This window comes from Bartonella sp. OD88NMGDW, from assembly GCF_042193775.1.
Taxonomy (GTDB): domain Bacteria; phylum Pseudomonadota; class Alphaproteobacteria; order Rhizobiales; family Rhizobiaceae; genus Bartonella; species Bartonella grahamii.
Genome location: NZ_JBHIMA010000096.1, coordinates 1 through 520, shown reverse-complemented (window position 1 = coordinate 520; position 520 = coordinate 1). Strand labels below are relative to the sequence as shown.

Here is a 520-nt window from a genome sequence, read left to right as displayed (position 1 = left end):
GCGGATAGTGCAAAAGACACAGCGGTGGAAGCGAAGAATAAAGCAGAGGATGCTCATGTCCTTTCGCAAGACGCTAAGAGCACAGCAGAAACGGCAGAAGAGAAAGCCGCAAGAGCCGAAAAGAAGGCGGATGATGCGACAGTCACAGCTTCAGAAGCCAAGATTATGGTGCAAGAAGCAAAACAGGCGTTAGAGACATCAACAGCGCAACAAGATGCTTCAGAAGCATTGTCTAAAGCCGCTGAAGCGAAAAAAGTAGCAGATCAGGCAGCAACGTTAGCTAATGAAAGTAAAACGACAGCTGTTGAGGCAAAAGGTTTAGTGGAGGAAGTAAAACAATCGGTAGCGACAGCGACAGCAACAGCAGAAAGCGTAGCTAAGGAAGCTAAAGTAGCATCAGAAAGCGCTGTTAGGGTGGCGAATACAGCGAGGACCACAGCAGAAGAAGCCAAGAGTGCAGCGGATACAGCAACAGCGACGGCTCATCAAGCCCAACAGAGTGCAGAGGAGGCTACAAAAT

Annotated in this window: 1 pseudogene; it reads left to right on the top strand. The window is 49.0% G+C overall.

What is annotated here, in order from left to right:
* Positions 1 to 24 precede the first annotated feature (24 nt).
* Positions 25 to 520 (top strand): annotated as a pseudogene (locus ACFIJR_RS09315) (hypothetical protein); the annotation flags it as partial.